The sequence below is a fragment of the Microbulbifer sp. THAF38 genome (assembly GCF_009363535.1).
Lineage (GTDB): Bacteria > Pseudomonadota > Gammaproteobacteria > Pseudomonadales > Cellvibrionaceae > Microbulbifer.
Window position 1 is genome coordinate 3,995,217 of the sequence record NZ_CP045369.1, and the last position, 18,530, is coordinate 4,013,746.

Annotated in this window: 17 protein-coding genes; 10 read left to right on the forward strand and 7 right to left on the reverse strand. The window is 49.4% G+C overall.

The annotated features are described in order from the left end of the window. Positions 1 to 95 precede the first annotated feature (95 nt). The 5 genes from FIU95_RS17305 to FIU95_RS17325 all read left to right on the forward strand — a co-directional run bounded on the left by FIU95_RS17305 (position 96) and on the right by FIU95_RS17325 (position 4,791). The gene (locus tag FIU95_RS17305; protein ID WP_152454947.1) at positions 96 to 434 is read left to right on the forward strand and encodes a hypothetical protein; all 339 of its coding nucleotides are present in this window, start codon (positions 96 to 98) and stop codon (positions 432 to 434) included. Positions 435 to 549: 115 nt separating this feature from the next. Then, positions 550 to 1,041, forward strand: a complete 492-nt coding sequence (locus tag FIU95_RS17310) for a DUF411 domain-containing protein (RefSeq protein WP_152454948.1) — start codon at positions 550 to 552, stop codon at positions 1,039 to 1,041. Between the two features lie 9 nt (positions 1,042 to 1,050). Continuing rightward, positions 1,051 to 2,799 (forward strand): copper resistance system multicopper oxidase, encoded by a 1,749-nt coding sequence (locus FIU95_RS17315; protein ID WP_152454949.1) that lies wholly within the window; start codon positions 1,051 to 1,053, stop codon positions 2,797 to 2,799. Beyond that, positions 2,796 to 3,590, forward strand: a complete 795-nt coding sequence (locus tag FIU95_RS17320; protein WP_152454950.1) for a copper resistance protein B — start codon at positions 2,796 to 2,798, stop codon at positions 3,588 to 3,590. Before FIU95_RS17315 ends, FIU95_RS17320 begins: the two co-directional genes overlap by 4 nt. A 358-nt stretch (positions 3,591 to 3,948) precedes the next feature. Further along, positions 3,949 to 4,791 carry a copper resistance protein B gene (locus tag FIU95_RS17325; protein ID WP_253868718.1) on the forward strand — a complete coding sequence of 281 codons (843 nt, stop codon included), beginning with the start codon at positions 3,949 to 3,951 and terminating at the stop codon, positions 4,789 to 4,791. 170 nt (positions 4,792 to 4,961) lie between these two features. Here the strand turns inward: FIU95_RS17325 and FIU95_RS17330 are convergent, their stop codons facing one another. The 3 genes from FIU95_RS17330 to FIU95_RS17340 form a co-directional block, all read right to left on the reverse strand. Further along, entirely contained in the window at positions 4,962 to 5,801 is an 840-nt protein-coding gene (locus FIU95_RS17330) for an alpha/beta hydrolase (protein ID WP_152454951.1), read from the reverse strand. Positions 5,802 to 6,354: 553 nt separating this feature from the next. After that, positions 6,355 to 7,149, reverse strand: coding sequence for an SDR family oxidoreductase (locus FIU95_RS17335; protein WP_152454952.1), 795 nt, complete (start codon positions 7,147 to 7,149; stop codon positions 6,355 to 6,357). 211 nt (positions 7,150 to 7,360) lie between these two features. Continuing rightward, positions 7,361 to 8,398, reverse strand: coding sequence for an MBL fold metallo-hydrolase (locus FIU95_RS17340; RefSeq protein ID WP_216646268.1), 1,038 nt, complete (start codon positions 8,396 to 8,398; stop codon positions 7,361 to 7,363). Between the two features lie 177 nt (positions 8,399 to 8,575). On the opposite strand from FIU95_RS17340, the gene FIU95_RS17345 reads away from it, so the two are divergent. From FIU95_RS17345 to FIU95_RS17355, 3 genes are all read left to right on the forward strand, one after another. Further along, positions 8,576 to 9,187: a TetR/AcrR family transcriptional regulator gene (locus FIU95_RS17345; RefSeq protein ID WP_152454954.1), complete on the forward strand. Its 612-nt coding sequence runs from the start codon at positions 8,576 to 8,578 to the stop codon at positions 9,185 to 9,187. Positions 9,188 to 9,328: 141 nt separating this feature from the next. Next, a complete protein-coding gene (locus FIU95_RS17350; protein WP_152454955.1) occupies positions 9,329 to 9,775 on the forward strand; it encodes an N-acetyltransferase in 447 nt (148 codons plus the stop codon). A 23-nt stretch (positions 9,776 to 9,798) separates the two neighbouring features. Beyond that, positions 9,799 to 10,398 (forward strand): macro domain-containing protein, encoded by a 600-nt coding sequence (locus tag FIU95_RS17355; RefSeq protein WP_152454956.1) that lies wholly within the window; start codon positions 9,799 to 9,801, stop codon positions 10,396 to 10,398. Between the two features lie 96 nt (positions 10,399 to 10,494). Here FIU95_RS17355 and gbpA read toward each other — a convergent pair whose 3' ends face one another. The 4 genes from gbpA to FIU95_RS17375 form a co-directional block, all read right to left on the reverse strand. Beyond that, entirely contained in the window at positions 10,495 to 12,072 is a 1,578-nt protein-coding gene (gene gbpA, locus FIU95_RS17360) for an N-acetylglucosamine-binding protein GbpA (protein ID WP_216646269.1), read from the reverse strand. 594 nt (positions 12,073 to 12,666) lie between these two features. Next, the gene (locus FIU95_RS17365) at positions 12,667 to 13,521 is read right to left on the reverse strand and encodes a DUF417 family protein (RefSeq protein ID WP_152454957.1); all 855 of its coding nucleotides are present in this window, start codon (positions 13,519 to 13,521) and stop codon (positions 12,667 to 12,669) included. A 225-nt stretch (positions 13,522 to 13,746) separates the two neighbouring features. After that, positions 13,747 to 14,115, reverse strand: coding sequence for a cupredoxin domain-containing protein (locus tag FIU95_RS17370; RefSeq protein WP_152454958.1), 369 nt, complete (start codon positions 14,113 to 14,115; stop codon positions 13,747 to 13,749). Beyond that, complete coding sequence (locus tag FIU95_RS17375; protein WP_152454959.1) at positions 14,115 to 16,358, reverse strand: heavy metal translocating P-type ATPase; 2,244 nt, start codon at positions 16,356 to 16,358, stop codon at positions 14,115 to 14,117. Before FIU95_RS17375 ends, FIU95_RS17370 begins: the two co-directional genes overlap by 1 nt. A 216-nt stretch (positions 16,359 to 16,574) precedes the next feature. Between FIU95_RS17375 and FIU95_RS17380 the strand changes: the two genes are divergently transcribed. Together FIU95_RS17380 and FIU95_RS17385 are read left to right on the forward strand one after the other, a co-directional pair. Beyond that, positions 16,575 to 17,906, forward strand: coding sequence for a DnaT-like ssDNA-binding domain-containing protein (locus tag FIU95_RS17380; protein WP_152454960.1), 1,332 nt, complete (start codon positions 16,575 to 16,577; stop codon positions 17,904 to 17,906). Next, entirely contained in the window at positions 17,818 to 18,483 is a 666-nt protein-coding gene (locus FIU95_RS17385) for a replication protein P (RefSeq protein ID WP_152454961.1), read from the forward strand. The genes FIU95_RS17380 and FIU95_RS17385 overlap by 89 nt, the downstream gene beginning before the upstream one ends. The last annotated feature ends 47 nt before the right edge of the window (positions 18,484 to 18,530 follow it).

Here is an 18,530-nt window from a genome sequence, read left to right on the forward strand (position 1 = left end):
GACGCTCTCCATCACCCTCCTCCAACCTCTCGCGGTGCTTGCGCCCCCTGCTGCCCACACATACACTGACCGACACACTGCTCCAGGCCTACTTTATGTACACCGCCTACCTTCGCACCTTATTGCTGATACTGCTGCTGGCCTTTGCCGGCCTGGCATCGGCCGTGCCCTGTGCGGAACCTGCAGATATGCTGAGCCTGGAGAGCAGCGAACAAGGTCACTGCGACGCGGATAAGGCCGATGATTGCCACAGTGAACACCGCGGCGACTGTGGTATCGAATGCGGTTGCTGCCCGGGATTGAGCAATAGCCTCGCCCTAATCTCCGCCAATATCCCGAGTTTTTCGCGGCCTATTTCCCTGGCAACTACTTACTCAATATTTAAACCTTCCCCCGACCCGGAAAGCGCCCTGCGGCCTCCTATTGCCATCTGAGCCTCGGCTCCAGCAGTAAATTTCGCCAATAAATCTTTTTTGCCCACCACTAGCTGCACCTATGCTGCGCTGGCGATGTGGTGGATCAGTTGATATGAATGACAGGAGTAATTCCATGTACCGATCTTTTTTAATCGCGATTGCCGCGCTTATTACCACATTAGCCCTCAGTGCCTGCGCCGAACCCACCGAGCCCAAAGAATCTCAAGCGCAGCACCTGACTACCTATAAATCCGCTACCTGTGGTTGCTGCAAAGTTTGGGTGGACCACGCTCGGAGCAGCGGCTTCGAAGTAGTGGCAAAGGATGTCGATGACCTCAACGGCGTCAAAAAACAGCACGGAATCGAACCCCGCTACCAGTCTTGCCACACCAGTGTGTCCAGGGAAGGCTATGTTTTCGAAGGGCATGTACCAGCCAAGCTGATTCAGCAATTTTTGCAAAGTCCGCCTAAAGGTGCGCTGGGGCTGGCTGTACCCGGTATGCCTCTAGGAAGCCCTGGCATGGAGATGGGCGATCGCTTTACCCCCTACCAGGTAATGCAGTTAAACAAGGACGGCAGCAGTGTGGTTTATGCAGAAATCAACGCAGCCGGAGAACAGTTCTGAGGACTGTCGATGACAAAACCTCCGCGGTGCGGCTCGGTTTCGCGCCGCACCTTTGTAACCGGAATCGGCGCCGGCATGGCCCTGCTGGGCCTGCCCGGCTTCCCTAACCCCGCCAGGGCGCGAGTACCCCCTCCCACGACTTTAACTGGCGAGAATTTCTCCCTGCAGGTAGACCAAAGGGCAGTTAACCTAACCGGGCAACCTCGCAACGCAATTTCAGTTAACGGCTCTATTCCCGGCCCAATCCTGCACTGGCGCGAGGGGCAAACAGTCACTCTCAACGTTCTCAATCAGTTAGATAAAAACACTTCGATTCACTGGTATGGCATCAGGGTGCCCAACCCGATGAATGGTGTACCAGGGCTCAATTTCTCCGGTATTAGGCCCGGGGAAAATTTTCGATACCGCTTTAAAGTCAAACAAAGCGGAACTTACTGGTATCACAGTCACTCCGGCTTCCAGAGGCAGCAGGGACTCTACGGAGCTATCGTCATCGATCCCGCTGGGGGGGACCCGGTGACCTATGACCGGGACTATGTAGTGTTGCTCTCCGATTGGAGCGATGAATCTCCCCAGCAGATTTATTCAAACCTTAAGAAAGATGGCCACTATTACAATCGGCGCCGCCACCGCACCACCACAGATCTCTGGCGGGATGTACGCGCAAAAGGCATAGAGCAAACCTGGCGTGAACGACACCCATGGAACTTCGCAGGCATGTCTGATCGAGATGTGTCTGATGTCACAGGCTACACCTACAGCTACCTGATCAATGGACAAACTCCGGAAGACAATTGGACTGCCCTTTTTGCCCCCGGTGAGATAGTACGGCTGCGTTTTATCAACGCCTCTGCCATGACAATCTTCGACCTACGCATTCCCGATCTGGATATGACCGTGGTGAGTGCTGACGGCCAGAATATTCAGCCGGTGAGAGTGGATGAATTCCGCCTAGGTACTGGGGAAACCTACGATGTGGTGGTTAAGCCCAGTGGGGACAGAGCCTACACCCTTTTTGCCCAGGCGATTGATCGCGGCGGTTACGCTCGCGGTACCTTAACGCCCGCTCAGAATCTCTCTGCCGAAGTTCCCCCCATGGACCCAATCCCAATACTCGATAAACGCGATATGGGATTCATTCGTGCCGGTGGTGCTAGAGCTGCTGATAGACAGCCCACTGCAGAAGAACAAAATGCCAAACTGGCCCCCGCCGGCCTGGGGAGCAATAGCCCCATCGTCCACCAGCCAACAGAAAAAGGCCATGGCGTAGCCCTACGCGCGCGCGCGCCTCAAAATGGAGTGGATGACCCCGGTGTTGGACTGCGTGAACATCAGCAACGCCACAACCGCCGCATCCTAACCTACAAGGATCTTCGCAGCCTCACACCATCATTAGATCGGCGCCAACCGCAGCGAGAACTACAACTACATCTCACCGGTAATCCAGCTCGTTACCTATGGTCCATTGACGGTGTTAAATATAAAAACGCCACACCAATATTATTGGCTTATGGCGAGCGTCTACGAATCACTCTGGTGAACGACACCCTACTCACCCAGCCCATGCACCTGCACGGTTTATGGAGTGAGCTGGAAACTGGTGACGGGGAGTATCTGCCACGCAAGCACACGGTAATGGTACAGCCCGGTGCCAAAATCAGTTACTTGGTAAATGCCGATAACCGGGGGCGCTGGGCATTACACTGCCAAATGCTTTATCGCACATACGGTATTTTCCGTGAGGTGCGCGTGGTATGAAGCGCACTCCCCATACCAAAGCGACAGTAATAATCGTTGTTACCCTGTGCTTGCAACTGGGTGTTCAAGCAGCTAAAGCGCAAAATCAGCAAGACCAGCATCACAGCTTCCAATCCCGCTCAGAAGGCTCAGTCGCTGGAGAGGACCATGGTATGGTCGGGGAAGGGGACAAGCCAGTAGCCAAACTCAGCCTTGATCAATTCGAACGACGCGGCATGAACGGCGCGGCAATCGAAGGTGATTTCAGTTATGGAGATGACGTCAATAAAGTAGTGCTGGAAGTAGACTTTGAGCGGGGAGGCGGAGAAACAGAAAAAAATGAGCGATGGCTGGTCTACAGCCGATCCATTTCCAAAGATTGGAATTTCCTCGCCGGCTTCCGACACGACCTGCAGCGGGAAACGACCAGCCGCAATTGGCTGGCGATTGGGCTGGCTGGAGAAACCCCTTATTCATTAGAAATGGATGCAGTGCTATTTCTGGCAAGGAACGGCAGTACAGCTTTTCGCCTGGAAGGGGAATATGATGCAAAGCTCGCAGAAAAAGTGAGCCTTGTTCCGCGGCTGGAGCTGAATTTCTTTGGCCAAAATGATGAAATCGCTGGCAGTGGCAGTGGTTTGTCTCAAATAGAAACAGGCTTGCGGCTACTCTATGAAATTCACCCAAAATTCTCCCCCTATATTGGCGTTCACCATGAACGAGTCGTGGGCAATGCCGCAGATTTTGCCCGCGAAGAAGGGGAAAAGGTCTATAGCACCGTGTGGGTGATTGGTTTTCGCGTCTGGTTTTAGCCGCCTACGCTATAAAAAGATCTGTTTATAACTGACTAACCGTCAAGTAGATGCAGCAGGAAACCAGGATTCACTTGGCTTACAGTTGTAATTCATACTTTTTTATAGAATTTATGAAAAGAGGGACTTTATCGATATTTAAAGGTTAGAAAGGCAATGTATTTATACTGGAATATATTACTTACAAAAACAAACTCTTAGCTTGATAAAATGGCGTAATACAGAGACAGCCTCTCATAAACGTATGAAATTATTACATCAGAGAAACAGGGCCTAAAAAGGACAAAAGGTGTCTTATATAAACCCTATAGTTCTACTCAACATACACTCACTATATCTACAGAAAGATTTCTATTCATTGAACATCATAGGTTTTACCAAGCCGATATGGGATAAGCGGGAATCCAGACGAGAGGCAAGTAAAATTCTTCTGCGTAAAGTTTTGATAGCTCCAGCGATGATGTTTTCCCTACTTATCGGGATGCTGGCTATAGAAGGACAATCCCAGGAGGATTTACATCATGGCCTTCAGTATCACTCCACATCTGGAGTTAATAATGATGCAACCCTAATAGAAGACAAACCCATCGCCAAGCTCAGCCTTGATCAATTTGAGTTACAAGGTAATAACGGAGCCACCATTGAGGGGGACATCAGCTATGGTACAGACAAAAGCAAACTATCCGCAGAAGTAGACTACGAGCGCTCCAACGGAGAGACAGAGGAGAATGAACTATGGGGCATTTACAGCCACTCAGTTTCTGCTAATTGGAATATTCTCGCAGGAATTCGTCATGATTTTTACCTGGAGAATACCAGCCGCAATTGGTTTGCAATTGGTATTATTGGCGAGACCCCCTATTCATTTGAGATGGACGCGGTATTTTTCCTTGGCAGAAGCGGCAGCACTGCCCTTCGTATAGAAGGGGTTTATACATTTAAACTCTCAGAAAAATTCAGTTTAGCGCCTCGTGCGGAATTTGATTTCTTTGGGCAAAATGACAGAAGCGCAGACGGAGGATCTGGTCTATCTGAAATAGAAATTGGCATACGTTTACGATATGAACTTCATCCGAAATTCTCTCCTTATATTGGCATACATCAATATCGCAATATCGGAAAAACTGCAGACTTTGAACGCGAAGAGGGAGAAAAAGTATACGATACCGTGTGGGTTCTGGGATTTCGAGCTTGGTTATAAACCAAAGATAATTACCCCTTAGCTAACATTGGTACTATTAAAATAGCGGCACCTCTGAAAATTTACCATTTTCATCCTCTGAATCTTAAATATTTATGTTCCCAACATCAAACAGAGTGGCAAGAATAATTCGCAGAGGTGCAAAAAAGGTCAGTCAAGCAGCTAAAACGTTAATCTTCTTTAAATATTTTCCTAATTCCGAAATTATAACCAACCACTGGAACCGTTAGGTGATTCTCTCCCTTAAATACCTTTTTCGACAATTTAAGGCTAGGATAATTGCGCGACTCCAACCTGCGCACAAGTTGTTTCATGTCCTTCACCATAAACCCCTCTTCCTTACCGACAAACATGAATATATGCTTATTCATATCTGCATTATATTCCGCATAATGTCGTTCCTTGGCAAGAATTACTTTATCATCCCACCAGACACTAGGGCTTGCTATGATGTAACGATGAAAACTATCTGGCTGAGTAAACAAAGTATGAAGAGCAAACAATCCCCCTAAAGAATGTCCCATAAAGGTCTGATCCTGTTGATCTGCAGGGAACGTATTGTTAATAAAGGGCTTTAACTCTTCGTTAATAAACTCAAGAAACTGATTCGCACCACCCCCCTGAATTTCCCCATCCATCTCCACAGCAGTTGGCGTCAAATCGAGACGCCGCAACTTCCCCAAACTATCATCAACATAATCGATACCGACAAAAATAAAAGCCGGAATCTTTCCTGTTGCACTCTGCTTGAAGAAATTTGGAGCCATCATTGGAAAATCGAGATAACCATCCAGCATATAAACAACTGGATATTGAACGGTATCGTTCTTGGGATCGTACTCTTTAGGCAATAGCACATCAATTTGGTATTGACGCGCCAAGAGGTCTGACTGGTAATAAAAAGACAATATTTCGCCACGAGTAAAAGAGACTGGCTCAGCAGTCCCTGCAGACACCGACCCCACGGAAACGACAAGCACAAAAAAAATCGTTGACAATAATAATCGCATAAACTTTCCCTAGCTGAATAAAATTACTATCACCAATGCAATCAGTGACACCCCACTTTTAATTCAACGCAAACCATAATGTCAACTCAGACACGAAAACTAATAGCCAAGCAAAAAAATAAGTAAAGAAGCGTATTTATTTAAAAATAAAAATCTCCACGAGAGTAGCTTTTCATAGCTTTAAGCAAAGCCAAACCAACACAAAATCCTGCAATCTTGCAAAAAAAGACAGAACCCCACCTTTTAAGACAACTTACTTAGGATCCACTCTAATCTTTACCCTATGCGTTGAATATGACGACAGGCTCGCCCCCTAAATAGCCTAAATCCAACTTTCAAAGTGACTGTTATTAGCCGCAATAAAATATTGAGCGATCATTTTAAACCTGGGTATTTAGACAACCTTTACTAACTAAAACGTAGAAATACCATTCAAAGGTATACCAGTATTCTGCTCCCCCAGAGTCAGCAGGAATATATTCCTCCCAGATTATCAATATGGGCCACAGCAGGGTCCAAGTGGATAATTCAGCTCTAGTAAAATAGCGAAATTTTATGTCTTTTCATTACTTACAATACGCTTAAATACTTTCCCCGATAGACGCAGCAGTTGCGCTCGACTCAGAAGTCGAGAAAGTAAAACCAGTGCCCACTTTTGCTTACCTGACAATACATAACTTTTTTGAGACAAGAATCCTTCTAACCCTACTTGAGCGACATACTCGGCAGTTTCGTAGATACTTTCATCCACCATGACTTGATTATTCGCCACCTCGGCAAAATTTGTCTTGGTCCCACCGGGGCAAAGGCAGGTTACTGTTACACCGGTTCCTTGTAGTTCATTGTGCAGAGCTTCCGAAAAATTCAGTACGTAACTTTTGGATGCAGAGTAGACTCCAGCATAAGGTACCGGCATCAGGGCTGCTCCAGAGGCAACATTAATGATACCTCCTGTTTTTTTGAGCCTCATCTCTGGTAGATATAAGTAACACAGCTCTGTAAGGGTATTAATATTGAGTTGCAACATATCCCTATAGGTGTCAAGGGTGAAGCTTTCAAAGCTTCCCCACTTGCCAAAACCTGCGTTATTAATGAGAATGTCAACTTCAACACCCATCTCTTTAGTTTTATCAAAGAGCTTTTGCGCAGATCCTTCCACGCTTAAATCCATAGGAATAGAGCTTGTATCTACTGGGTATATTTCATTAATTTTTGTTGCGATATTCGATAAAGAGTCTTCAGATCGAGCAACCAAAATTAGGTTTGCACCCCTTTTAGCACATTCATACGCAAATGCTTCCCCGATTCCCGAAGAAGCTCCCGTAACTAATACAGTTTTTGATTTCATTTACTACTATCCCAATACAACTCAAATCCTATTTATTTAGGTCGCCCATTCGATCCCAACATCGGGCAGGTGTGTAGACAATAAATCCTTTATAGCCAGTGCTCAGGCAGAGCCCTTGCCCATAACCCACGAAGCTCCGGTTATCAATATAAATTGTTTATCCATCAGCATTTCCCTCGAAAGATACTCAACTGAATTGGCAAGACCGTCTTTATGGTTGAGTAGCCAGCTCAACCTGTCCCTCTACAGTAAACTTCCTCCACCAGGCCTGTGTCGGGGCGGGCGTACGCACATTCACCGGAGCACCGATAACAGGTGAAAGAACTGTTGCCCCATGAGCTTCTGCGGCCACTAACGCGCGCTCTAGAGGTTCAAACCAGTCGTGCAGGGCAAGATCAAAAGTACTGTTGTGGATAGGAACCATGGCACGGCCACGCAAATCCAAATGAGCCTGCACACTCTCCTCCGGTAACATATGGACTTCACTCCACAGATCATTGTAAGCACCGGTTTCTATCAGGGTCAGATCAAAGGGTCCGAAGCGCTCACCAATTTCCCGAAAGCCACCGAAATAACCACTATCACCGCTAAAGAAGATTCGTGCCTCGCGTCCTGTAATTACCCAGCTGGCCCACAAGGTTCTATCCCTATCAGTAAGGCCGCGCCCGGAAAAGTGTTGCGCCGGAGTGGCCGTCAATTGCAGACTGCCTAGTGAAAAGGACTGCCACCAGGCCAATTCGATAATCTTGCTTGAAGCGACTCCCCACTTCCGCAAGTAATCGCCCACCCCTGTAGGGACAACAAAGCGTTCAACTTTCTTATCCAGGGTGCGCACGCTGGTTTTATCCAGGTGATCGTAGTGATCATGACTGATTACTACGGCTTTTAACGCCGGCAGATCTTGCAGAGACAAAGGTAGCTGGTGGAAACGTTTCGGCCCAATCCACTGTACTGGTGAAGCCCTTACGCTGAACACTGGGTCAGTAAGTACATACTCTCCATCAAGATGGATCAAAACGGATGAGTGCCCCAGGCGATAGATCGTGGGCTGACCCTCATTGCTTGTGAGTACTTCCTTTGTGATCGACTGCAGCGGAAGAGGTGCTCTTGGTACCGGTGCCACTCTCTCAGCACGAGCATAGGCAGCAATGATGTCCACCATCTTACCCAGCCCCGCTCTATAGTCGATCTCCGTGTTTTGAAACTTTTGCGGCTGTGTAGCACAGCTATTAAACAGACCAACGGACATAACTATCACTCCTAGTAATAACCACCAGCGCTTCTTCATAGATGCCACCAAGTAAACTATACAGTGCAGTTTAATTACGGAAGAGACAGAAGTAAACCAACTAGTGTAAAATTAATCGAAAAGTGTAATTCCCCGCCAGGCAGATCTACTGGTGCAAACAGAGATACCGAGAGTCACATGAGTGGAAAGAAGCCGACTAGAAGCGAACTAAAGCGCCAGGCTATTATTGATGCCGCTAAACAGGCCTTTCAGGAACTCGGCGTTCAGGGGACCAGCATGGATGAACTGGCAGCCCGAGCCCAAGTGTCCAAGCGCACGGTATATAACCACTTTGCCAGTAAAGAAGCGCTGGTGATGTTTTTGATTGGCGAGCTCTGGCAGCAGGCAACCCAGTCTCCCGGCTGTGATTACAACCCCGACAGCGACCTGCATGCGCAGCTTCTCACGCTATTGGAGCTGGAAATTAAAACCATCTGTAACCCGCAGTATATTGAACTAAATCGCATGGCCTTCGACTACTTCTTCCACCAGCCGGAAGCCCTGCGTCAGGAAATGGAAAAATACAAAGCCCATGAAACCGGTGTACAGCGCTGGATTAAAGCTGCCGCAGCCGATGGCCGGCTGAAGCCACTGGACCCAGAAATCGCCAGTGGGCAGATACACAATTTAATTAAGGGAAGCTGTTTTTGGCCACAGATGTTGCAACTTTCCGACCCGCCTAGCTCAACCGAACAAGCCGCACTGGCGGAGCGTACTGCGGGGATGTTTTTGAGTCATTATCAGGTTTAATACCCTGATTGGCAGCTCTAAATAGCAATCAGGATTCCTTAGGAAACTCAACTGCAAAAGTGAATCAGGCATGTCAATATCGTATCAATGTTCCTTTAGGCTATTAAGCCTTGGCTTAATGGCTCAGGATATATACTGACAATGATTAGAAGCTACACCCCAAACGACATAGAGACCATACTAAATATTTGGCTAAACGCCTCCGTTAAGGCGCATAATTTTATCGCAGCTGACTTCTGGGATTCTCAAATAGATAATATGCGCAATATCTATATACCAAACTCAGAAACCTATATCTATGAAATACAATCAAAAATAACTGGCTTTTATTCTCTAGTTGACAATACTTTAGCCGCGCTCTTTGTAGATCCAGAATTTCAAGGCCAAGGTATTGGGAAACAGCTTTTAGAACACGCAAAATCACAGAGAAGCCCGTTAAATCTAACGGTTTACAAAGAGAATGTTAGCAGTTATCAGTTTTACCTATCTCAAGGCTTTCACCTACTGAAAGAGCAATCAGATAACCATACAGGACATATTGAGTGCTTGATGAGCACAAATATAAAAAACACTCATCCACATCCCTAAAATATAACTATAAGTAGGAAACAATGCTCCTCGCTAAGATCTATTTGATCGACAAATCAAAAGAGTTGGTTGAAGCTTGGCACCAGGTTTTTGGTGATATCGAGATTTTTGAAATTATTGAGGGCGATTTTTTCTCAAAACCTGCTGATGCAATGGTCAGCCCAGCAAACAGTTTTGGCATTATGGATGGGGGCCTCGACCTGCCGATTAGGAATGAATTAGGATTTGAGGTGGAAGATCGGTTACAAGAACGAATTAAATCTGATTTTCATGGTGAGCTACCCATTGGATCAGCAATAGTGATTCCGACCTCAAATTCCAGGTGGCCCTACCTGATTTCCGCACCCACAATGCGTATTCCTGAAGATATATCAAATACTATGAATGCCTACCATGCTTTTAGGGCCATTTTAAACTCAGTGCGACTATTTAATGAATCAACTCCCACACAGAGGATAAACTCAATAGTTTGCCCAGGCTTGGGCACTGGCATTGGAAACTTACCGGCAAGGCGTTGTGCTGGCCATATGCGAGCGGCCTATAATTACTTATCCAAGCCTCCTAGAATCCCTAGCTATAAAGAAATTCATGAGACCCACAGAAAACTGCAAATCACATATTAAATAGGGCCAAAGCCCAATTGAAATAGCTCAACAGAAATAAAGCACAGCGTAAAATACAAAAAGGCCCCTGGTGGGGCCTTGTTTGGTTAGTTGAATTTATAATTTTTCCCAAGCCATATCCCAGTTTCGACCTCTACCTGGCTCATACTGGTTTGCACTTCTGCTCCACTGGACACAGTAGCCAGAGTTAGGGAAGGGCTTACACTGATAAATATTTCCATCCCGAGCCAAAACTTTAGTACCTGCGGTATAGCGTCTCAGGCCGCGAGGGAAAACATAATCGTAGTCATCTTCATCTATAGTCTGCCCGTCATCTCCGTTGTTTTGATCATCATCACCTGAGTTGTGATCGTCATCTCCACTATCATCACCACCGACCAGATAGAAGTTTAGAGTGTTCTGTTCAATCAGATTACCTTCAAAGTCTTTTACAACTACCACTAACATGTGATGCCCAGCTTCAGATTTGGACAGAGCAAGTGTGGTATTAACACTTTCACCATCTCGTATATTGCTGGCATAGTTGGCCAGCGTCTCCTGATCGTGGTTAACAACTTTTAATTCAGCTCTGATGTCACCAACCGCTGTTAGCGAAAGATCCAGAGCTGTTTGATCGCCGCTAATCGTATATTCATTCTCCAGACCGGATACGTTTAGCTCATAGTCAGGGATTTGGGTATTGATTTCATAACTGATTTCAACACGTTCCAGGCCGCTATCATTTTGCAAGTAGATCGGATTGGAACCGTAGGTGGGGTTGAAGCTATCTTGCCCATCGTACTCACCGGCACGGATCAAGGTTTGCTCCTGATTAATTTTCTCAGCCAGGTCGTGTGTCCAGTTGGTGGCCATACCCTGATCAGCAGAGGTGATATCCAGTACTGTGGAATAGGCTTCATTCTCACCGCCATTGCCAAACACACGAGTGTAAACTTTGTCACCCACACTCAAGTCTTGAGTGGGGATAATAGTTCCGCCCTGACTCCAGTTAGAGTTGTTGTCATCATTACCGTTATTTCCACTGAACTCCACATCAATCACATTGTAGAAAGCGTTAACAGTGTCACCAACATCCCATACCGCCAAAATAACTTGGTAACCTTCTCGTTCAGGTACAACACACTCGTGATAAACATCGTAGGGAGGTTGCTGGAAGTTTCCATCAACTTCACAAAACGGGTTGAGATCGAAAGAATCGCGAGTTAGTGGTTGGTTTGGATTCCAATCCGCCTTTGTAATATAGTATTTCCAGTCGCGGGTAACATGATTCGCAGTAAAGTGCCATTTAAATGTTTGCGTACCGGCACTGATAGGATTTTTTATCCAACGATCGGAAGTTTGTTCATTGAGTGTGGACCAGGAGCTATTGCCACCACTAGCAATTTGTCCATCAGCGGGACCACTCTCCGGAAACCCTTCGGGCCCTTCAATACTCTGTGGTTCCCACTGAACAGAGCCACAGTTAACATTCTTTTCTCCAGTAGTGGATTGGGCATATTTACATAGGGTTCCCCGCGCAGAGGCAACACCACCGTCTAATTCTTCGACATAGCCATGGCTCATTACATTTGAACTGACGCCAGCCAAAATCATCGCCAATAGCGTTTTATTTAATGCAGGTTTCTTCAGTGAAGAAACTGCTTTTTTCACTCGTAAAGTCATATCAACTGCCATTATTTATGCATGTACGATTTCCTTCCTGGGTTGATTCACTTCCTTATTTTGCCCGACCAAGTAAACATCGCTTTATTTAAAAAATACTTGTAAGGCGTTATTGTCAGGTTAATGGACTACGCTCTATAAATACGGTTCCGAGAATTTTCGCTATTGCGCTAACAAATTAAGATATTGTCACCAAAATACAAACTGCTCTTAGCAAGAGAAAATATCAGAAAATTTTTGGGAATTTCTATTTAGACTTCTTGTCTGGAGGAGAGAAAGTATAAATCGACTACAAATACATAGAGAGTTCTAGGCAAATAAACAACGGGAAGCAACCATCTAAAAATCCAAAAAGTTTTTTACTGAATATATGACCAAAAATTAGAATCTGAACTAAAAAAACAATTAAGGATAGAAGGCCAGTAAACACCTTATCTCCACTAAGCAGTCATATGGCAACACATCCCTGTGTTGCCTAGACCTATTAAGGGGATATCAAAAGGAAGATAAAACTCCAAATCCCAACTGCATAGGGACTGTTTTCCTCCCCAAAACCCAAACAGACTAATGATTACGCCATAGCAGCACAGATTTGGCGCAAACCTGTCACTCACCTGTAGCTGGGCAGTCTTGGCGCTTACGGATATCAATCATTATTAGTAGGTTGGCGATAAACCAAAGGTCTTTAATGATAAATATGCCACTTGAGGCCAGAATTCCTGGGCTCTGCCAGCTTCCGGGATAGCTGAATAGAAAGGTCTGAGTGGTCACAAAGACCGCTCCACAGAGTAGCACCCCCGGCCAAAACACAGGCCGCATGACAATGCCTATAGCCAGAATGATCAGGGCGACCAAGTCATAGATGCCAATCAGATTGGAGGCCTGTTGTATATTGAAGAAATGATAGAGCCATGCCATCAAGGGTGAACTACGCACCAGACCCTCAATGCCCTGGGCTTCTATTGCGGTGAATTTCATCCCGCCAATCCACAGCAAGACCAACCCCACCGGTAAATAGTTCAGCCAGATATAGCGCTGTGACTGGCAGGCACTGCGGCTCAACAGTGTCAGGCCAACCGCTGTGAGGGCAAAGTACTTGATCACGCCCTGCCCGGAGCCAATAGCGGGAAATCCACCGAGGCTATCGATCCAATGTGCACTTCCGAGGAGGCTCAGTAATGGGACCAAAGATATAAATATAATCAGTAGTGCCAGAGGGCGAATATATTGTTGTTTTAACAGCGATAACAGGGCTAGCACGGCAGCTGCCGCAAAGACTAGCGCTACGACAATTCTTACGGTGTGCAAGCCTGCCTCACTATCCACACCATAATCCACACCATAAAATCCGAAAATGGAGGCCAAGCCCCCACTCTGGCCAAGAAACAAAGCGGCAGCAATCAATGCAAATGAAAGGCCCAGTAGGGCCCTAGAGGTTTTTTGTAAAAAGGTATTCATCATTCAGGGACCAAATCGTAAATAGCACTTGCGGAAAACCTAGTGGCTTCCCCTCTCACTCTTCTTACAGCACTTCCCAAGACCAAATGACCCATCAAGTATTCTAGGTCGGGTTAGCTGTGAAAGTGCCTGAAGGCCTATTAACGTTGTCGGTCCTGACTGTAAAAAATTACACCTTAATTAACTTATTAACTGAAAATAGACTGGCCTCTGCTGGTCGTGTTCACTTTATTCCAAAGTAAGCGTCCCGCGGTACATCTGCATCTGGCAGCTAAAGGGGTATTTTCCCGGTTTGGCCGCGGGGATTTCTACCGTGGTTTCTTTATTGAGCGCTAGTTCAGCACTGATTTCGAGATCCGGGAAGATCACCCATTCGGAGCAGGGGCTGGGATCTTCCCGTAAAAAATGCAGGGTAGCAGCATGGCCCGCAGGCAGGCGAATATGATCCGGCTCATAGACACCATTTTTGACCAGAATTTTTAATTGTTCACTGGCCGCCACTGTCTTTGCCACACCTCGCCTTGGGCCCAGCCAGAACCACCAAATGATGGCAATAATCAGCAGCACTCCGATGGTATTTACCAGGATCGCATTCATTAGTGCACCTCCGAAGGCTTAAAAAAGCGCAGGCGGTTGGCATTGCTCACCACGGTCAGTGAGGAAAGTGCCATAGCGGCGCCGGCCACAATCGGGCTCAGCAACATGCCGGTGAGCGGATATAGCACCCCTGCGGCGATGGGTATACCTAAAGTGTTGTAAATAAAGGCTCCAAAAAGGTTCTGTTTAATATTGCCGAGAGTGGCCCGCGATAATTCCACCGCGTTGGCTACTCCATGTAGGGAGGAACGCATCAAGGTGACATCCGCACTTTCGATGGCGACATCGGTACCGGCGCCGATGGCAAAGCCCACATCGGCGCGGGCCAGTGCCGGGGCATCGTTGATACCATCCCCCACCATACCCACGCGCGCACCGCCTTTTTGCAATTCCGCGACTATGCGCTCTTTATCTTCCGGCAATAGCTCCGCATGCACTTTATCGATTTTCAGCTGACGGGCGACAGCCTCGGCACTGGCTTGGTTATCACCGGTTAGCATCTCCAAACGCAGGCCCAATTTACGTAAACGAGCGATGGCCGCTGCGGCATCGTCACGAATGGGATCGGCCACGGCGATAATTCCCTGCAGCACACCATCCACCGCGCCGTACATCACTGTACGGCCCTGTTCTGCCAGATTGTTGGCGCGGGCCTGCCAGTCACCCAGGGCAATATTTTCCCGCTGCATTAACTTACTGTTGCCCAGCAGTACCTTTTTACCGGAAATAACTCCCATCACCCCATGTGCGGTAATGGCTTCGAAATCAGTGGGCTTTTGTAGATCGAGCTTCTTCTCATGGGCTGCAATCACCACCGCCTCAGCCAGCGGATGCTCCGAGCCCTGTTCCAGGCTCGCCAATAAACGCAGTAATTCATCGCTATCGCCTTCGCTTTCGATATCGGTGAGACGCGGTGAGCCCTCGGTGAGCGTGCCGGTCTTATCCACAACCAGCACATCCAGATTGCAGGACTGCTGCAACGCCTTGCCATTGCGCACCAGTACACCGTATTCCGCACCCTTGCCCACGCCCACCATCACCGACATAGGCGTGGCAAGCCCCAGGGCGCAGGGGCAGGCAATAATCAGCACCGAGGTGAGTACCACCAGCATATGGGCGGCGCGTGGGTCCGGACCCAGGTTGAACCAGACCAGTGCCGCCACCACAGCGATGATCATCACTACTGGCACAAAAATGGCCGAGATTTTGTCCGCCAAGCGTGCAATGGGTACCCGTGAGCCCTGGGCGTTTTTGACCATCTCGATAATCTGCGCCAGACGGGTGTCCGCCCCTACTTTTTCCGCACGGAACAACAGGCTGCCGTTCTTATTCAGGGTACCGGCAGCCAGACTGTCTCCCTCGCCCTTCTTCACCGGCACCGGCTCGCCGGTGAGCATGGATTCATCCACCAGGCTGCCGCCCTCCAGCACTACCCCATCCACCGGGATCTTTTCACCGGGGCGCACGCGCAACTGGTCGCCGGCCTGAACCTGCTCGATCGGCAGGTCCACTTCTTTGCCATCGCGCAGAACCCGCGCCGAAGTGTCCTGTAGCTCCAGCAGTTTCTCCACCGCCGCACTGGTGCGCCCACGGGCGCGCACTTCCAACGCCTGACCCAGGCTGATCAAGCCAATAATCATGGCGCTGGCCTCGAAGTACACATGGCGCGCGGATTCCGGCAGCAAATGGGGCACCAGCACCACCAACATAGAGAAAAGCCAAGCCGTGCCGGTACCCAGGGCCACCAGGGTATCCATAGTAGCGCTGTGGTGGCGCAGCGCCTTCCAGGCCCCGCTGAAGAATTGGCCACCACAGAACACCAGAATCGCGAGGGTAATAAGCCCCATGGCGCCCCAGGCCAGCTGGTCGGCGAAACTGTTGACGGACATCTTGTCGGTGATCAGGCCCCAGGCCATCAGCGGCAGCCCCACACCCAGGGCGATAGCCGAGCGCAACAGAAGCTGGTGATAGTGGCGCTCTTCCTGGGCGCGCTGCTCTTCGCGCCGCTGGCGCTCGCTACTCTTGGCCACCTCGGCGTCATAACCCGCCTGACGCACAGCCTCGATACAGGCCTGCGGCGCCGCCGCGCCCTGCACCTTAAGAGTTTTATCGGCCAGGTTTACGCGGGCATCCTCCACCCCCGCAACCCCCTGTACAGCGCTCTCAATCTTATTCACACAGCCGGCACAGCTCACGCCACTGAGGCGGAATAGTGTCTGCGCTGATTGCTGCTCTTTCGCCATAATGCTCTCCCGCAATACCGTTTCTGGCGACAAAGTTACAACCTTACCCCTAGGGTAAGGCAACGGGTTACAGCCACAATTTTCCCTGCCCTATTCCCGGGCCGCCAATATCTAGCTTAGCGGCTGGACTGGCGCACCCTGCTCTGGCCAAAGCACGTAATAAAGAGCCACTGTAAAGGCCGCGCAAGCCCTACGTCGGAATGTTATTATCGCGCCATGAAACACCCCCTGCTTCCCGAAAGACCCCTGAGTATCTCCCCGACTCTGGCCGCGACTGTTGGCCTGGAGGAAGCGGTATTGCTCACCGCCCTGGGCGACCTGACACCTTTCCTGCCCGCGGAACCCTACGCCGGGCGGAACTGGTTTACCGCCACCGGCGAGCAGCTCTACCTACTGTTGCCCTTCTGGCAGGCGGCAGATATCCAGCGGGTAGCCACCAGCCTGCGCAATCAGGGTGCCCTGATGCTCGGCGCGGCTCCTTTCGGTAGCAGTGAGGTCCTCAAGTTCACCCTGCCCAGTGAACATCGCCGCCCAACAGCCCAGGCTCAACCCCCAGAATCGAGCCGCGCTCCGGCGCCAACCAGCCGCAGCGCTAACACCATTGCCCCCAGCTGGCAGCCGGATGCCGAAACCATGGCGCGCATCAGCCAGCTGGGCATCCCGGAACACTTTGTGCGGGAGCAGCTACCGGAGTTTGTCACCTACTGGCGCGAACGGGCCGAGCCGCGTCACTCCTTCGGTTCCCTGTTCCTGCGCCAGGTAAAGAGTAAGTGGGAGGCCTTTCGCGCAACCGCCCAGCGCAAGCAGGCCCTGCCGGATAACTGGCAGCCGAACAACGATACCCTGCGCAAACTGGCCGACGAGGGGGTACCCAGTACCTTTGTCAGCCGCGGCCTGCAGCGCTTTCTGGACTACCACCGCTCCAGCGGCAAGCAATCCATTTCCTGGGACCTGGAATTCAATGACTGGATCATGGAAGACTGGGAAAAACAGGAAACCCCATTTATTGAAAAGCGCAAACCCACCGCCATGACCCGCGACTGGCAACCCAGCGAACACACCTGGGAGCAGCTGCAGCGCCTGGCAATCAACCCGCGCTTTGCCGCTGAACTGCTGCCAGAATTTATTTATAAATGGACAGAGCGCGGTGGCCACAGCGCGCGTTGGGGCGAACTGTTTATTGAATACGCCCGCGAGGAATGGGCCTACTACTGCCAGGGTATTGAGAAAAACCCGGTAGCCAAACCCATAGCGCGCAACTGGCAGCCCGGCGGCGACTGCCTGAGCCACCTGGTGAACCAGTGCGAGATAGACCGCGACTTCGCCCTGTCACTGGTACCGGAATTTATTATTTACTGGCGCGGCCAAAACGCCGCGCGCAAAAGCTGGGACGCCGTATTTGTGCGTCACGCTCGCCACCAATGGGCTGAGCGCAACAAGTTGGCAATAGGAAACTCTTATGGCAATCCACAAGACGCCCACAACAACGCAAACCAACGCACCCGCGACCGCTCAATCGGCGACATACTCACAGACACAAACTGGTAATGCGCAAAATCAGGAACAGCTGAACGAAAAAAAACGCGCGATTAACGAAGTATTCGCGTTGTTTAAACTGAATTACCACAACCAGTTCAGTGCCGCATTTCCGGATACCGAAACCCTGCACCACGCAAAACGCCTGTGGCTTGAAGCGCTGGCCGCTTTTGAAGCGCAGGATATTATGCAGGGCGCAAAGCGCGCGATACTGCAGAGCGAATACCTGCCCACAGTACACAAGATGCTGCTGCTCTGCGCCGCCGGCGAAAACGGCCTACCGGAAGCCCGCGCCGCCTACCGCGAAGCCTGTAATGCCCCCAGCCCCAAAACCAACCACAAATGGAGCCACCCAGCGGTTTACCACGCCGGGCGTGAATCCAACTGGTATTTTCTCGCCAACAACCCAGAATCCATCGCCTACCCGGTATTTGCAGAGCACTACCGGAAACTTTGTGCGCGCGTACTGGAAGGAGAAAAACTCAGTGCCCCGGAACAATTAAAGCTGGAAGAAAACCCCGGCACCCCGCTTTCCAAAGAAGAGAATGCGCAAAAAATGGCAGCCTTGAGGGCTGAGTTAGGTATTTAAATCTTCTTCGTCCGGCGCTAGGGAATACCCTTAGCGTCCCCCCCTCC

What these genes read in the sequence shown, in the direction of transcription:
- FIU95_RS17305 (WP_152454947.1), top strand. Translation starts at nt 96, where the DNA reads ATGTACACCGCCTACCTTCGCACCTTATTGCTGATACTGCTGCTGGCC.
- FIU95_RS17310 (WP_152454948.1), top strand. Translation starts at nt 550, where the DNA reads ATGTACCGATCTTTTTTAATCGCGATTGCCGCGCTTATTACCACATTA.
- FIU95_RS17315 (WP_152454949.1), top strand. Translation starts at nt 1,051, where the DNA reads ATGACAAAACCTCCGCGGTGCGGCTCGGTTTCGCGCCGCACCTTTGTA.
- FIU95_RS17320 (WP_152454950.1), top strand. Translation starts at nt 2,796, where the DNA reads ATGAAGCGCACTCCCCATACCAAAGCGACAGTAATAATCGTTGTTACC.
- FIU95_RS17330 (WP_152454951.1), bottom strand. Translation starts at nt 5,801, where the DNA reads ATGCGATTATTATTGTCAACGATTTTTTTTGTGCTTGTCGTTTCCGTG.
- FIU95_RS17335 (WP_152454952.1), bottom strand. Translation starts at nt 7,149, where the DNA reads ATGAAATCAAAAACTGTATTAGTTACGGGAGCTTCTTCGGGAATCGGG.
- FIU95_RS17340 (WP_216646268.1), bottom strand. Translation starts at nt 8,398, where the DNA reads ATGTCCGTTGGTCTGTTTAATAGCTGTGCTACACAGCCGCAAAAGTTT.
- FIU95_RS17345 (WP_152454954.1), top strand. Translation starts at nt 8,576, where the DNA reads ATGAGTGGAAAGAAGCCGACTAGAAGCGAACTAAAGCGCCAGGCTATT.
- FIU95_RS17350 (WP_152454955.1), top strand. Translation starts at nt 9,329, where the DNA reads ATGATTAGAAGCTACACCCCAAACGACATAGAGACCATACTAAATATT.
- FIU95_RS17355 (WP_152454956.1), top strand. Translation starts at nt 9,799, where the DNA reads ATGCTCCTCGCTAAGATCTATTTGATCGACAAATCAAAAGAGTTGGTT.
- gbpA (WP_216646269.1), bottom strand. Translation starts at nt 12,072, where the DNA reads ATGGCAGTTGATATGACTTTACGAGTGAAAAAAGCAGTTTCTTCACTG.
- FIU95_RS17365 (WP_152454957.1), bottom strand. Translation starts at nt 13,521, where the DNA reads ATGATGAATACCTTTTTACAAAAAACCTCTAGGGCCCTACTGGGCCTT.
- FIU95_RS17370 (WP_152454958.1), bottom strand. Translation starts at nt 14,115, where the DNA reads ATGAATGCGATCCTGGTAAATACCATCGGAGTGCTGCTGATTATTGCC.
- FIU95_RS17375 (WP_152454959.1), bottom strand. Translation starts at nt 16,358, where the DNA reads ATGGCGAAAGAGCAGCAATCAGCGCAGACACTATTCCGCCTCAGTGGC.
- FIU95_RS17380 (WP_152454960.1), top strand. Translation starts at nt 16,575, where the DNA reads ATGAAACACCCCCTGCTTCCCGAAAGACCCCTGAGTATCTCCCCGACT.
- FIU95_RS17385 (WP_152454961.1), top strand. Translation starts at nt 17,818, where the DNA reads ATGGCAATCCACAAGACGCCCACAACAACGCAAACCAACGCACCCGCG.